The sequence below is a fragment of the Staphylococcus kloosii genome, assembly GCF_032139365.1.
In the GTDB taxonomy this organism is placed as follows: Bacteria; Bacillota; Bacilli; order Staphylococcales; family Staphylococcaceae; genus Staphylococcus; species Staphylococcus kloosii_A.
Genome location: NZ_JAVTDB010000075.1, coordinates 25,797 through 40,403 on the forward strand (window position 1 = coordinate 25,797; position 14,607 = coordinate 40,403).

A 14,607-nucleotide genomic window follows, 5' to 3' on the forward strand; every position below is an offset into this window, starting at 1 on the left:
ACAATACTAGTCAAATATTAATATATGAGGTGAAATTCCCTTGCAATTTAGCGTAACGAACAGTCCATTTAATGAAGAGCAAGCAGCACAATTAAATCAACTCGTCCAATCGTTGACACCAGAACAGCGTTTTTGGTTGAGTGGGTATTTAGCTGCGAATCAACAAGGATCTATGACAAGCGATGATACACAACAGATACAACAAGTACCCGAAGCAACACCAAGTACAGAAGCCGTAAAACCAAGAGATATTACAGTGCTTTATGGTTCAGAAACGGGAAATGCGCAAAGTCTTGCTGAATTATTAGACCAAAGGCTAACTGAAAATGGTTATACAGTAACACTATCTTCAATGGATGCCTTCAAAACTAAAGAACTGAAAAAAGTTGAAGACTTATTTATCGTTTCAGCGACTCACGGTGAAGGAGATCCACCAGATAACGCGATAACATTCCATGAATTTTTACATAGTAGAAAAGCACCTAAATTAGAAGGATTACGCTATTCAGTATTAGCCTTAGGTGATGAATCATATGAATTTTTCTGTCAGACAGGGAAAGACTTTGATGCACGCTTAGCTGAATTAGGTGGCGAACGTTTAACAGATAGAGTTGATTGTGATTTAGACTTTGATGAACCAGCAGAAAATTGGATGCAAAATGTTTTAGCAGCACTGAGCGGCCCAGATGATAATCGTGCTGCAGTGGCAGAAACTACTGAAACTGTGCAATCTGCAAAAGAGAAAAAATATTCTAAATCAAATCCTTATGAAGCGGAAGTTTTAGAGAACATTAACTTAACTGGACGCGGTTCCAATAAAGAAGTGAGACACGTTGAATTATTATTAGATAATTATGGTGAAGGATTTGAACCGGGCGATTGTTTAGCAATCATTCCTGAAAATGATCCAGTCATAGTAACACAACTTATCAGCTTACTTGGTTGGGATCCAGAACTGACAGTTGAAATAGACAACAAAGGTAATACTGCTTCCTTAACTGAAGCATTTACGGGACATTTTGAGATTACTAAATTAACGATTCCTTTAGTGAAGAAATTAGCGGAATTAGTGAACGATGACTCACTAAACGACAAATTAGCCGAAGATGGTTGGGTTCAAACTTACGTTGAAGGACGTGACTTAATCGACTTCTTCAAAGCATACAATGCTTCAAATATTCAACCAAGTGATTTGCTAGAAGCGCTAAGAAAATTACCAGCTAGAGAATACTCAATTGCAAGCAGTTACAAAGCAAATCCTGATGAAGTGCATATAACAGTAGGCGCTGTGAGATATAACGCACACGATAGAGACCGCGAAGGCGTTTGCTCAATTCAATTAGCTGAACGCGTGCAACCGGGCGATACTGTGAAAATGTACCTGAAGAAAAACCCAAACTTTAAATTCCCATTTGAGGAAGATAAAAAAGTAATCATGATTGGACCGGGCACAGGCGTAGCACCATTCAGAAGCTATCTTGAAGAACGTGAAGAATTAGACTTAAAAGGTAATACTTGGCTTTTCTTCGGAGAACAACACTTTACGATAGACTTCTTATACCAAACAGATTGGCAAACATGGCTAAATGATGGCATATTAAGCAAACTAGATGTTGCCTTTTCTCGTGACACTGATGAGAAAGTATATGTTCAACACCGTATCGAAGAGAATAGTGAATTATTCTTCAAATGGTTAGAAGAAGGAGCTGCCATTTACGTATGTGGTGATGAGAAATATATGGCTAAAGATGTTAATGAAGCGATTCTTCGTGTCATCGCAAAAGAAGGTAACATGAGCGAAGCAGATGCGGAAGCATACTTAAATCAAATGAAGACAGAGCAAAGATATCAACGCGATATTTATTAAGTTTAGAAAGGGATGAAAGCATGGCTGATTTTAATTCAGAGTTACTAGAAAAACTCGATGAAATGGAACGAATTAAAGCAGAGAGTAATTACCTTAGAGGAACAATCGTCGAAGGTTTAGAAGATCCTATTACGGGAGCAATTGCCGAAGATGATACAAAATTATTAAAATTCCATGGTAGTTATATGCAAGATGATAGAGACATACGTGATGAAAGACGTAAACAAAAATTAGAACCGGCATACAGTTTTATGATTAGAGTCCGTGTACCTGGAGGAACTGCAACACCTGAACAATGGATTGCAATGGACGACATTTCAGATACTTATGCTAACCACACGATTAAATTAACAACAAGACAAGCGTTCCAATTCCACGGTATTTTAAAACGTAATCTTAAATCATCCATGCAAAGTATTAACAACGCACTTATGGACTCACTTGCTGCTTGTGGAGACGTAAACCGTAACGTAATGTGTAACCCCAATCCTTATCAATCAGGCGTGCATGAGGAAGTAAATGACTATGCAACAAAAATTAGTAACCATTTATCACCGCAAACAGGCGCTTATCATGAAATATGGTTAGATGGTGAAAAGGTCTTAAGTACAAGCGAAGAAGTGGAGCCTATGTATGGGCGCACTTATCTACCACGTAAATTTAAAATTGGAATTTCCGTACCACCGTCCAACGATGTTGACGTTTATTCACAAGACATTGGATTAATTGCCATAACAGATGATGACGAAAAATTAATTGGTTTCAATATTTCCGTCGGTGGAGGTATGGGAATGAAACACGGTATGCCAGAAACTTATCCGCAAGTTGGTAAATTACTAGGCTATGTACCTAAAGACAAAATTATTGATGTTTGTGAGAAAATCTTAACAATTCAACGTGATTACGGTAACCGTAAAGAACGTACGAATGCACGTTTTAAATATACAGTGGATAGATTAGGCCTAGAGTGGGTACGAGAAGAACTTAATAGACGTTTAGGATATGAAATTGAAGCAACACGCGATTTCCATTTTGAGCACAATGGTGATCGCTATGGTTGGACAGAAGGAAGTGGCAAATGGCACTTTACATTATTTATTCAAAATGGACGTGTCAAAGATACAAAAGACTATAAATTAAAAACTGCGTTAAGAGCCATTGCTGAAATACACACTGGTGATTTCAGACTTTCTCCTAACCAAAATTTAGTTATAGCGAATGTTGCTGAAGAACAAAAATCTGCCATCCAAGAAATTATCGATGAATATGGAATTACCGATGGTGAAAATTATTCAGGTCTACGTCGTAATTCAATGGCTTGTGTTGCATTTCCTACATGTGGTTTAGCAATGGCTGAATCTGAACGTTATTTGCCATCGCTATTGAATAAAATCGAAGGTTTATTAGATGAAGCAGGTTTACAAGAAGAAGAAATTACGATTCGTATGACGGGTTGTCCTAACGGTTGTGCGAGACCAGCATTAGCAGAAATTGCATTTATTGGTAAAGCACCAGGTAAGTATAATTTATATCTTGGTGGGGGCTTTATTGGAGATAGATTGAATAAATTATATAAAGAAAATATTGGCGAAGAAGAAATTTTAGAAATATTAGGACCGATTTTCCTTCAATATGCAAAAGAAAGAGAAGAAGGCGAGCACTTTGGTGACTTCGTTGTTCGTGCAGGTATTGTTGAAAAAGTTACAGATGGCCAAAAATTTCATAGCTAATATATTTCAAAAATGAGGTGGCATAATGGGAAAAGTATTTTTAGTTGGAGCCGGGCCTGGTGACCCAGATTTAATAACGGTCAAGGGCGTAAAAGCAATAGAACAAGCAGATGTAATATTATATGATCGTCTCGTTAATCAATCACTATTAGATTACGCATCATCTGAAGCAAAGTTAGTGTATTGCGGTAAACATCCAAACCATCATTCATTGCCACAAGAAGAAATAAACGATTTACTCGTTGACTTAGCTCAAAATGGTAATACTGTGACAAGGCTTAAAGGCGGAGACCCATTTATTTTCGGAAGAGGTGGGGAAGAAGCTGAACAACTAGCGGCAGCGGATATACAATATGAAATTGTTCCTGGTATTACATCAGGCGTTGCTGCTCCAGCTTATGCTGGTATTCCAGTAACACATCGTGATTACAGTTCGTCCGTAGCTTTTGTTACAGGTGTAATTAAAGATAGTGTAGATGCTGATGACTATTGGAAAAGTTTAGTGCATGGTCCTGATACGTTATGTATATACATGGGCGTTAAAAAATTACCAGATATTTGTAGCCTATTATTAAAGCATGGTAAAAACGAAGACACACCCGTAGCACTTGTTCATTATGGCACTACAGATAATCAACAAACAGTTACCGGAACTTTAACAGATATAGTGAAACGTGCAGAAGGTATTAAAAATCCAGCAATGATTATCGTTGGAGAGGTTGTTAAATTAAGAGATAAAATTAGTTGGTTTGAATCAACGCAACTTCAAGATGATTTGTTAGAAGCAATAAGTTATTAATTATTGGAGGTAGCGTTATGCGTGGAGTATTATATGTCAGCCATGGAAGTCGAATTGCTGAAGCAACTGCGGAGGCAATTCAATTTATTGAAGCTGTACAACATAAAGTAGATGTCCCTTTACAAGAGATTTGTTTTTTAGAATTAGCTGAACCTACTGTAGCTCAAGGTATTGAAACATTAGTAAAGAAAGGGGCTACTGAAATTTCAGTTATACCAGTCTTGTTACTTAGCGCGGGTCATTATTTTAAAGACATTCCAGCCGAACTAGATGAAGCCAAAAAGCACTATCCTGACCTTACGTTTACTTATGGGCAACCATTAGGCGTACAATCTAGACTTACACACATACTAAAAGAACGTATAGATGAAACAAACGTTGTCCCACATGACGATGCTAAAATTTTAGTCGTCGGGCGTGGAAGTTATAATCCACAAACCAAGATTGATATCGAGGCTATTGCACATGAACTAGGTATAATTACTGGTTTTAAAGATATCGATGTGTGTTATCTTGCAGCATGCAAACCATCTTTTGAAGATGCACTTTCATCCGCGTTAGATTCAGAATATTCTCAAATTTTTATTGTACCATATATATGGTTTACAGGCGTATTAGAGAAACATATTCGACAAACAGTAGATGATTCAAAAGAACATGGAGATATTATATTGTGTGATCATCTAGGACATCACGAAGCGATGAAAGAAGCATTAAAAGATCTCGTTTATGAAACATTAACAACATCACCACAACAATAAAGAAAGGGGGTATGATAATGTCATTCATGCCGTTATTAATAGATTTGTCAGAAAAACGTGTCGTGGTTATTGGTGGCGGTAAAATTGCAGAACGTAGAGTTAAAACGTTACTACAGTATATCTCGCATCTCGACATTGTCAGCCCTCATTTAACAGAAACGTTGGCATATTATAATGAACAAGGTTTTGTAACTTGGCATGCGAAGAAATATGAGTTGTCTGATATAAATAATGCGGATTTTATCATTGTAGCAACGGATAATACAACAGTAAATAATGAGATTAAAGCACACGCGCCGGCACACGCGCTCGTTAATATGGCTAGTGAAGCTAATTCAGGTAATGCAGTCTTTCCCGCAATCATTCAACGAAGCAAATTATCTATCGCTATATCTACGAGTGGCGCCAGTCCAAAACTTACTGCTGATATAGTTCGACAATTAAAAGAGCAATATACAGAAGATTATGGAGCTTACGTAGATTTTTTATATAAATATCGACAAATGGTAAAGCAACTTAATGTTAATGAACTGAAAAAGAATCAATTGTTAAGTGAAGTGTTAGCCGACGAATATAAAAAACCGGCGCAGCAACAAAGAGCATTGAGTTGGCTCAATTCACAAATATGATAGACGAAAGGAAGACAGTGCTAAATGAAAAAATTATTAATATTTGCACTCGCTGGATTCTTTGCGCAAATGATTGATGGATCATTAGGCATGGGCTTCGGTGCAACGTCATCTTCTATATTATTAACGGCAGGTATTACGCCAGCTATTGTTTCTGCGACTATCCATTTTTCTGAAATTGCAACTACAGCAGCTTCAGGTGTCTCACATTATAAATTTAAAAATGTAGATAAAAAGATGGTTGTGAAATTAGCACTTCCAGGCTCGATAGCAGCATTCATAGGCGCAGCACTATTGAGTAAGTTAGACAGTGGCCTAATTAAACCTTTTATTTCAATATTCCTACTAACGATGGGATTGTTTATTATTTATCAATTCGTCTTTAGAAAGCAACATGAAAAAAAGCTAAAAGGCGGCACATTTTCTAAATGGCAAATTATACCTCAAGGCATTATCGCAGGATTTTTAGATACTATAGGTGGTGGGGGCTGGGGACCAGTCAATACCCCATTGTTTTTATCGCGTAACAAAATTGAACCACGTTACGTAATCGGCACCGTATCTGCAAGTGAATTCTTTATTACTTTATCGGCATCAATTGGATTCATTATTTTCTTAGGATGGCATCTTATTGATATTGGTTTAGTCATTGCCTTAGCTGTCGGTGGTGCCATAGCCGCGCCATTTGCAGCATGGATTGTGAAAATATTGCCTGTATATTTATTAGCAGTTTGCGTTGGAGGTATTATTATTTTCACAAATATTAATACATTATTAAGTACCTTTGTAGACGATCCTGTGGTAGGAAACATAGTGAAAATTGTAGTTATCGTCTTATGGTTTGCTTTAGCAATATTTACGTTGTATCAAAATAAGCAACTACCATTCCTGTCCCCTAAAAAACAAACTAACAAAATTGATCAAGCCAATTAACTAAAAAGGAGTAGACAAAATGACATTATCTAAAGCATTACTTGAAAATACAATTAAGCCACATGGTGGTGAACTTGTTAATAGACAAGCTGAAGGAACGCGTAAAGAAGAACTTATCTCAGCAGCACAAACATTTCCATCGCTAACTTTAAATCCTTGGAGTTTATCTGACCTAGAATTAATCGCTATAGGTGGTTTCAGTCCATTGACAGGATTTATGGGTGAAGATGATTATACGAATGTCGTTGAAAATTTACATCTTGCCAATGGTTTAGTGTGGAGTATCCCTATTACTTTACCAGTTACTGAAGCGCAAGCTGATACTTTTGAAATTGGACAACAAGTTGCACTATATGGTAAAGATAATCATTTATATGGTGTGTTAACGCTTGAAGAAAAATATACTTATGATAAAGAGAATGAAGCTCAAAAAGTTTATGGAACGACTGAAGTGGCTCACCCTGGCGTCCAAAAAGTATTTGAAAAAGGTAATGTTTATTTAGCAGGTCCTATCGAACTCGTAGACCGTCCAAAACATGATGAGTTTGTTGACTTTCATTTAGATCCTTCTGAAACAAGACAATTATTTGCAGATTTAGGTTGGAAAACCGTAGTAGGCTTCCAAACTAGAAACCCCGTTCACCGTGCACATGAATATATTCAAAAAGCAGCTTTAGAATCTGTAGATGGATTATTGTTAAATCCTTTAGTTGGTGAGACAAAATCTGATGATATTCCTGCCGATGTACGTATGGAAAGTTACCAAGTCATTTTGAAACATTACTATCCTGCAGAACGTAATAGATTAGTTATTTATCCTGCAGCGATGCGCTATGCAGGTCCAAGAGAAGCTATTTTACATGCGACCGTACGTAAAAACTATGGTTGTACTCATTTTATTGTAGGTAGAGATCACGCAGGTGTAGGCGATTATTATGGTACTTATGACGCACAAGAACTGATTGCACAATATGAAGACGAATTAGGTATTCAAATATTCAAATTTGAACATGCGTTTTATTGCACGAAATGTGACAACATGGCGACTGCTAAAACTTGTCCTCACGATCAGTCTTATCACGTCCACTTAAGTGGTACGAAAGTACGTGAGAAACTACGTAACGGTGAACGACTACCAAAAGAATTCTCAAGACCAGAAGTTGCGGATGTATTGATTAAAGGATTACAAGAAACAAAAGCATAATTTAGGAGTGAAACGAATGAGCGAAGCAACAAATATAACATGGCATGATTCGGAAGTAACGAAAGCACAACGACAACAACGTAACAATCACAAAAGTGCTGTAGTATGGTTTACAGGGTTATCGGGTTCAGGTAAATCAACGGTTTCAGTAGCGTTAGAAAAAGCACTTTTTGAGCAACAAGTGCATACTTACCGACTAGATGGTGACAATATTCGACACGGCTTGAATAATAATCTTGGTTTTAGTCCTGAAGACCGTAAAGAAAATATTCGACGTATTGGTGAAGTAGGGAAATTAATGGCTGATGCAGGGTTATTAACGATGACTGCTTTTATTTCACCTTATGAAGAAGATAGAGAACAAGTACGTGCAACATTAGATGATGGTGAGTTTATTGAAGTTTATACGAAATGTAGTCTAGAAGGTTGCGAATCGCGTGATCCTAAAGGTTTATATCAAAAAGCACGTGCAGGAGAAATACAAGGCTTCACAGGTATCAATGCACCGTATGAAGTACCTACTAATCCTGAAATTGTTATTGATACAGAACAATTATCGGTTGAAGAAGCGGTAGAAGAAATTATAAATTACATGAAGGAAAATAAATACTTATAGAAGTAAAAAAATAGAGCCTGAGACATGTGTCTTCAGGCTCTATTTTTTAATCCTGTGATTTTGCCGTGCATGCTTGCCTTGATTTAGGATAGTATGGTTCGAGTCTGTAGTCTCTCACTCATACGATTCACCAAGGCGTCAGCACGATGCAAAATCGTAACAAAGCTTAATCTTATCTTGTTTTTATATTGATAGTATGTGACTTTATGACTGGATTGAAAATGCGTTTGTAGCAAGCTGTTTTCAATTCTAGTCATCCTTGCTGTGGCGCGACTACAAAATTTTTTTATAACTATAAGATTTTTGTCGCGCTCCCTTTTCATTTTAAAGAAGTTGTTAACGGATTTTGTTTTAGTTGTTACATATTTTGATAATAGTATTAAAACTATGATTACTCGTGCTATTATGACGTTTTATTAAAATTGATTTCATATATTATACTGCGAAACTTAATCTTGGTACGAATGTTTCGAAGTGAATTTTGCTTTCAGGAACATTTAAAGTTTTTAAGTTCACGATCATAGAGTTAATAAATGATTGTCCACCACATACATAAATTTCTGTATCTTCATCGATAAGTTGTTGTAAATCTTCTGCGTTAATGTATCCCTCTGTATCGCGATAGTGTAATTTTAAGTTGCTGTTATCATCTTGTTGTTCAATTGTTTTTAACACGTCTTCAAATGCAACGTTATCACTATCAGAAGTTACTTGAACGAAAGTTGAAGGTGTAAGTTCAGAAACTGATTGTCTAAACATAGATACTAATGGTGTTACACCGACACCTGAGCCCAAGAATAACTGTTTGTTTTCGCTGTTTACAATACCGAAGCCACCCACAGGTGCTGAAAGTAAAATAGTATCACCTATTTCAATGTCATCGTGAAGAATTGTTGATACTTCACCTTCGTGTTCTTCTGAAACGTCTCTACGCACGCCAAATGTTAAATAGTCTTCGTCACCATCAACGATTGAATAATGTCTTTTCGCTTTGTAAGGTAATTTAGGACTATCAATATCTACTGTAATATATTGACCCGGTGTAAATTGACTTAAATCGATAGCGTCAGATTTTACTGTGAATGATTTAATAAGGCTAGTTTCTTGGTTGATATGAGTAATTTCAAATGGCTTAAAACCTGACCAAGCCATTTGTTCGTATACTTGTTTTTCTAATCCTATGAATGCGTCAGCTATTTCTTGATAAGCTTTACCCCGAGTTTGGATAACTTCACTGTCATCAGTAAGTCCAGTAACTTCTTTAATGGCCCATAATAAATTTTCGCCAACGATAGGATAGTGGTCTGGAAGAACTTGTAACGCACAGTGTTTGTATACCACTGGCATAATTACAGGTACGATGGGTGATAAATCATCAATGTGTTCTGCAGCTGCTAATACTGCCATAGCTAAAGCTGAAGATTGTAAACCTTTTTTCTGATTTGTTTGGTTAAACACATTTTTTAATTCAGGATGTTCATTAAACAATCTACTATAGAATTTTGAAGTGATTGTTTGACCGTGTTCTTTAAGTAGTGGTACCGTTTCTCTAATTGTCTGTATTTCTTTTTCTGTTAACATTTTGAATACCTCCTCATTGATTACAACTACATTATTAACATAAATGAGAGCACATACAATAAAATAAAATGAATGTCACAAAAGATTCGAAAAAATTTGACAAAATTAAAAACTAACTACATATTTATTAAATTAATCTACATAGTTAATTAATAAAATTGATTTACTGTGAATCATAGCTTACGTAATTTTAAAGCTAATTACGGTTGAATTGAGCTATATGGAACTAAAGTATGATTGTTAAAAAGTAGCAAATTTGATTAACTGATGATAATACTCAAATTTTAACAATAAAATATGTTTTACAGTCGACTTGCATGGTAATATAAATTTTTAGATGAATTTACTTCAATTTAATATAGAAATAAAGGAGCTCCACATAATGAAAAAGATTTTCGGGATGATTATCCTCTATGTACTGTTGATTGCCTTATTAATTGCAATAATTACTGGCAGCATAAGTGGTATCGATCAAGCAGTATATCAGGCGTTACATAAATACTTAGATAATGACTTTTTAAATCTTATTTTAAGTCTGTTATCAACTATATTTGAACCGTTTAATTGTTTAATTATGGTCCTTATAATTTTAGCTATACTATTCTTTGTTAATAGAGCTAAATTTTGGTTACTAGGATTTTGGAGTTTTTGTGTATTCTTAATTGGTACTATTATGAAATATGCAATTGAACGACCTAGACCATCTATGCATTTTGATGGTTATAGTTTCCCTAGTATGCACGTATTAAGTGTTTGCTTAGTAGTTAGTTTAGTTATTTTAGTTACGCACAGTAGTTGGGCTAAAGTGATTGGTGTGCTACTGATTGCAGGTATTATCGTATCAAGAATCTTTGTACATGCGCACTATTTTTCAGATACCATTGGTAGTTTGCTTGTCATCGGCATTATGTTGTTAACGTTAAACCATCAACATTTACATGCATTATCACGTAATAAAAATACAGAACCTGAGAAAGATACTTATAATAAAAGAACTGTTTCATATTAAATGAACAAATTGATAATGATTAACAGCGCGGGACTGAAATCTTAATGATTTGAGTCCCGCTTTTACTATGTCTAATGCAATATAAATTTACTGACTAAAGTGCTATGTAAACATGTTAGAATACTTATATGTGAAAAATATATGTTCATGTTTAAGAAAGGTGTGTAACTATGACAATTGTAGTGTTAATCCTAATTGGGGTGATATCAGCTATAATAGGTTCGTTAATCGGTGTAGGTGGCGGTATAATTATCGTACCGACATTAGTTTATTTAGGTTCTAAAACAGACTTGCTTACAGGTATTACGACACAAACAGCAGTCGGTATTTCATCGTTAACTTTAGTCTTTACAGGCCTGTTTTCGATCATAGCTTATCGTAAGAAAGGTAAAAATACGATTGATCTTAAACACGGTTTTCTATTTTCAATTGGAATTATTCCCGGTTCATTAGTAGGTGCATATTTAAGTCGTTTTTTAAATGATGTATACTTCAATATTATTTTTGGAATATTTCTATTTATTATTTCAATTGTATTAATAGTTAAGGATTATTTAGCGGCTAAAAAATCTTCAGATGCTGAACAAAAGGTCAACACACCGGTAGCAATAATCTTTTCATTCTTTGTTGGTATTAGTGCAGGTCTCTTCGGTATCGGTGGAGGCGTCTTAATGACTCCGTTAATGATTATTGCATTTAATTTTTCTCCACACGTGGCAGTGGCTACTAGCATGATTATTATCTTTACTTCAAGTTTAGCAAGTACATTAGGGCATGTCGTGCAAGGGCATGTCATCTGGCATTATGGCTTAGTATTAATCATTGCAAGTTATATTGGTACTAAAATCGGTGTGACAATTAACCGTAGTATCGATTCAGCCAAGTTATCAAACTTACTCAAAATAGTATTGATATTAATGAGTATTTATTTAATTTATAAAGGCTTTAGCAGTCTATAAAATTCCAGGCGTGTATGTAAAATTAAAGAAAAAATAATTAAAGTGAGCTTAACTATTGCAATATTGCTCTGATATAATTATTATACTCTATGTGGAATTAAATTAAGTGTAATTTATTATTAGAAAGAAGGAAGTAAAGTGACTGTAAATAATAGTTTTAGTGAAGTGTTAAACGGAAGAAAATCAATTAAATTATTTGATGAAAATTATAAAATCCCCCACGAAGAAATGGAAGAAATGATTCGTAAAGCAACAATGGCGCCATCTTCTGTTAACTTACAACCATGGAGATTTGTAGTTGTTGAAAGTGACGAAGGTAAAGACAAGTTACGTCCATTAGTTCAATTTAATACTAATCAAAATGATACTTCATCTGCAATGGTCGTTATTTTTGGAGACAAAGAGAGTCATGAAAATGGTGAATTTATTTATTCCCAAGCAGTTGAAAATGATTTAATGCCTGCAGATGTAAAAGAGCAATTATTATCTAAAATTAATGAAGTGTATCAAACATATTCAACACAAAAAATTAATGATGTCGTAAAAATTGATAGCAGTTTAGCAGCTATGCAATTTATGTTAGTGGCGAAAGAACATGGCTATGATACAAATCCAATTGGTGGCTTTGAAGAAGATCAAATCGCTGAAGCATTAGGTTTAGATTCTGAACGTTATGTGCCAGTCGTTATCATTGCAATTGGTAAAGCAGCAAGAGAAGCACGTGCTTCTTATAGAATGCCAGTAGATAAAGTTATGCAATACGTATAATTAATTAAACAATAAGAGCCTGGGACATATATTGTCTTCAGGCTCTACTTTTATATGGGCAGTAGATGACTGAATTGAAAAGCGCTTGTATCAAGCTGCTTTTAACTTTAGTCATTTTTGCTGGGGCGGGAGTAAAAATCCTCTTACAAATTTAAGAATTTTGTCCCGCTCCCTTATTTTTATTGTAATCTATCTAAAGCGATATCCGTAAGAGATTTTGCAGCTACAAGGAGACAGTCTTCATTAACATCAAATTTAGGATGATGATTCATATAAGGATCTTCAACGTCATATGGTTTACTACCGACAATATAAAAAGTACCAGGTACTTTTTGAAGATAGTATGCAAAATCTTCAGATCCGGTAACAGGTGGAATTTCCATTAAATGTTTGAAGTAATCTCCTTTACTTTCTGATAACACACGAGCAACATTATCTGTTTCAGTAGGGTGATTGTATAACACAGGGTAACCAAATGTATAATCTAAGTCATAAGTAACATCAAAACCAAGTGCAACGCTTTGCGCTATTTTATCAATTTCTTGATACATAAATTGTTCCAATTCGGCATCTAAATAACGCGCAGTTCCTTTGATTGTTACTGAATCTTGAATGACGTTGCTAGCGCCAGGTGCTTCAAATGCACCAACAGTCACGACACCCATTTGTAATGGGTCAATTCTACGAGAGACTATGGTCTGAATTGAATTGACAAAATTTGTACCGGCAACAATCGCATCATGCGTTTTATGAGGGCTCGAAGCATGTCCACCTAAACCATTGATTTTAAGTGTGAACGTTGAACTTCCAGAAAATGCATTGTTTTTATTGTAAAGAATTGTATCGGGTGTTACGGCAGGGACGATGTGAATGCCATATACTTCATCTAAGTCATCTAAGGCGCCCGAATTTATAATTTGTTGTGCGCCACCAGGTGGTTGTTCTTCAGCATGTTGATGAATTATTTTAATCTTGCCAGCAAGCTGATCTTTAACTTCGATTAAAGCGTCTGCTACACCAAGTAGATAGGCTGTATGTGCATCATGACCACACGCATGCATAACGCCTTCGTTTTCAGATTTAAAAGGTACATCTGTTTCTTCATTAATTGGTAAGGCATCAAAATCAGCGCGTAACCCAATCGTTTTACCAGGTTTACCACTGTCAATTTCTACGATGATCGCATGCGCATCTTGCACAGGTTGCGTTAATTTTACATCTTTACCTTCATAGAACGACTTGATATACTTTGCAGTATTTTCCTCTTGAAAAGATAATTCAGGATGACGATGTAGATGACGACGATGTTCAATCATCTCTTGCTCTTTAGTTTCTAAATTTGAAATAACTGTTCTTTTAGACTCATAAACATACACTTCTTTCTTAAATATAAATTGAAGCCCTCTAATATAGATGAATCAATGTGTTCATGTTATAAAATTAAACTCATTTAAAGAATTTTAGATTAATTATATATACAATTCAAATTAAATAGTAAATAATAGGAAAATAAAATGGTAGCAAGTTAAAAATTAAATCACTTTGAATAGAGAAGGATATACGTTTTATTCGGAATTGATAGGAAATAATAACTTTATTTTTACTTAAATAAGATAGGTTGAATATAAAAAATCCCCCTTACTATTTGTTTAACAGTAAGGGGGTTTAAAAAATGTTACAGTGAATGTTTTAGTTGTCTAAATTTAATAAGCTTATTAATTAAAAAAGTTTTGCATCTCGATTTGATAAAT

The 14,607-nt window shown here is 35.1% G+C and carries 13 protein-coding genes; 11 read left to right on the forward strand and 2 right to left on the reverse strand.

The annotated features are described in order from the left end of the window. Positions 1 to 40: 40 nt before the first annotated feature. From RPL90_RS10130 to cysC, 8 genes are read left to right on the forward strand one after another with little or no spacing between them, the layout of a single operon-like run. Positions 41 to 1,867 (forward strand): assimilatory sulfite reductase (NADPH) flavoprotein subunit, encoded by a 1,827-nt coding sequence (locus tag RPL90_RS10130; protein ID WP_313548724.1) that lies wholly within the window; start codon positions 41 to 43, stop codon positions 1,865 to 1,867. A gap of 20 nt (positions 1,868 to 1,887) precedes the next feature. After that, complete coding sequence (locus RPL90_RS10135) at positions 1,888 to 3,597, forward strand: NADPH-dependent assimilatory sulfite reductase hemoprotein subunit (RefSeq protein WP_313548727.1); 1,710 nt, start codon at positions 1,888 to 1,890, stop codon at positions 3,595 to 3,597. A 25-nt stretch (positions 3,598 to 3,622) separates the two neighbouring features. Then, positions 3,623 to 4,396, forward strand: coding sequence for a uroporphyrinogen-III C-methyltransferase (gene cobA, locus RPL90_RS10140; protein WP_313548730.1), 774 nt, complete (start codon positions 3,623 to 3,625; stop codon positions 4,394 to 4,396). Between the two features lie 17 nt (positions 4,397 to 4,413). After that, positions 4,414 to 5,157 carry a sirohydrochlorin chelatase gene (locus tag RPL90_RS10145; protein WP_313548733.1) on the forward strand — a complete coding sequence of 248 codons (744 nt, stop codon included), beginning with the start codon at positions 4,414 to 4,416 and terminating at the stop codon, positions 5,155 to 5,157. A gap of 11 nt (positions 5,158 to 5,168) precedes the next feature. Beyond that, positions 5,169 to 5,786 (forward strand): NAD(P)-binding protein, encoded by a 618-nt coding sequence (locus RPL90_RS10150; RefSeq protein WP_313548737.1) that lies wholly within the window; start codon positions 5,169 to 5,171, stop codon positions 5,784 to 5,786. A gap of 24 nt (positions 5,787 to 5,810) precedes the next feature. Beyond that, a complete protein-coding gene (locus RPL90_RS10155; RefSeq protein ID WP_313548742.1) occupies positions 5,811 to 6,719 on the forward strand; it encodes a sulfite exporter TauE/SafE family protein in 909 nt (302 codons plus the stop codon). A gap of 19 nt (positions 6,720 to 6,738) precedes the next feature. Further along, positions 6,739 to 7,923: a sulfate adenylyltransferase gene (gene sat / locus RPL90_RS10160; RefSeq protein WP_313548746.1), complete on the forward strand. Its 1,185-nt coding sequence runs from the start codon at positions 6,739 to 6,741 to the stop codon at positions 7,921 to 7,923. A 16-nt stretch (positions 7,924 to 7,939) separates the two neighbouring features. Further along, positions 7,940 to 8,539, forward strand: a complete 600-nt coding sequence (gene cysC, locus RPL90_RS10165; RefSeq protein ID WP_313548750.1) for an adenylyl-sulfate kinase — start codon at positions 7,940 to 7,942, stop codon at positions 8,537 to 8,539. A gap of 435 nt (positions 8,540 to 8,974) precedes the next feature. Here the strand turns inward: cysC and RPL90_RS10170 are convergent, their stop codons facing one another. Continuing rightward, on the reverse strand, positions 8,975 to 10,120 hold the full coding sequence (locus RPL90_RS10170; protein ID WP_313548756.1) for a globin domain-containing protein: 1,146 nt from the start codon (positions 10,118 to 10,120) through the stop codon (positions 8,975 to 8,977). 382 nt (positions 10,121 to 10,502) lie between these two features. Between RPL90_RS10170 and RPL90_RS10175 the strand changes: the two genes are divergently transcribed. From RPL90_RS10175 to RPL90_RS10185, 3 genes are all read left to right on the forward strand, one after another. Continuing rightward, the gene (locus RPL90_RS10175) at positions 10,503 to 11,129 is read left to right on the forward strand and encodes a phosphatase PAP2 family protein (RefSeq protein WP_313548762.1); all 627 of its coding nucleotides are present in this window, start codon (positions 10,503 to 10,505) and stop codon (positions 11,127 to 11,129) included. 170 nt (positions 11,130 to 11,299) lie between these two features. Beyond that, complete coding sequence (locus RPL90_RS10180) at positions 11,300 to 12,088, forward strand: sulfite exporter TauE/SafE family protein (RefSeq protein WP_313548768.1); 789 nt, start codon at positions 11,300 to 11,302, stop codon at positions 12,086 to 12,088. 138 nt (positions 12,089 to 12,226) lie between these two features. Further along, positions 12,227 to 12,856 carry a nitroreductase family protein gene (locus RPL90_RS10185; RefSeq protein ID WP_313548774.1) on the forward strand — a complete coding sequence of 210 codons (630 nt, stop codon included), beginning with the start codon at positions 12,227 to 12,229 and terminating at the stop codon, positions 12,854 to 12,856. A gap of 179 nt (positions 12,857 to 13,035) precedes the next feature. Here the strand turns inward: RPL90_RS10185 and RPL90_RS10190 are convergent, their stop codons facing one another. Then, the gene (locus RPL90_RS10190) at positions 13,036 to 14,232 is read right to left on the reverse strand and encodes a M20 family metallopeptidase (RefSeq protein WP_398573866.1); all 1,197 of its coding nucleotides are present in this window, start codon (positions 14,230 to 14,232) and stop codon (positions 13,036 to 13,038) included. Positions 14,233 to 14,607: the final 375 nt, after the last annotated feature.